We start from the raw sequence: 682 nt of genomic DNA on the forward strand, positions 1-682 counted from the left end.
TGCGACCAGCGCGACCGCCATGAGGGCCGCGACGCCGTAGAACGGGCCGCGCCAGCTGATGTCGCCGAGCAGGCCGCCGACGAGCGGGCCGGCGGCGATGCCGAGGCCGAGCGCGGCCTCGTACAGGATGATCGCCCCGGCGAAGCCGCCGCGGGCGCTGGAGACGATCGCCGCCAGCGAGGTCGCGATGAACAGCGCGTTGCCCAGGCCCCAGCCGGCGCGGAAGGCGACGATGCCGCTGATCGAGTCGGTCGAGCCGGCGAGCGCGGCGAACACGACGATGATCGCGAGGCCGGCCAGGAGGGTGCGCTTGGCGCCGATGCGGCTGGAGATGGCGTTGGTCACCAGCATCATGAGCGCGGTGACGACCAGGTAGCTGGTGAACAGCAGGGTGACCTGGCTCGGCGTGGCGTCCAGCTCGGTGGCGAGCGCGGGCAGGATCGGGTCCACGAGGCCGATGCCCATGAACGAGATGACGCAGGCGAAGGCGACGGCGTAGACCGCCTTCGGCTGCTTGAACATGCTGACGGGCTCAGCGGTGTGCATGGTCCTCCGAGTCGGGGTAGGTGAGCAGGACGGGCACGGCCGCGGCCAGCACGTCGCGCTCGGTGGCGGAGAGGGTCTCGAGCCAGGCCGCCACGCGGGCGTCCTGCTCGGCGCGGGCGGGGCGCGCAGGGGCGTC

1 protein-coding gene is annotated in these 682 nt (G+C 72.9%); it reads right to left on the bottom strand.

The features are described 5' to 3' along the window. The coding region (locus tag AC2W7G_RS17870) for an MFS transporter (protein ID WP_485869612.1) at positions 1 to 522 on the bottom strand (522 nt) is incomplete at its 3' end. Between the last annotated feature and the right edge of the window lie 160 nt (positions 523 to 682).

The sequence above is a fragment of the Aeromicrobium sp. PFPM2_SD2 genome (assembly GCF_057364525.1).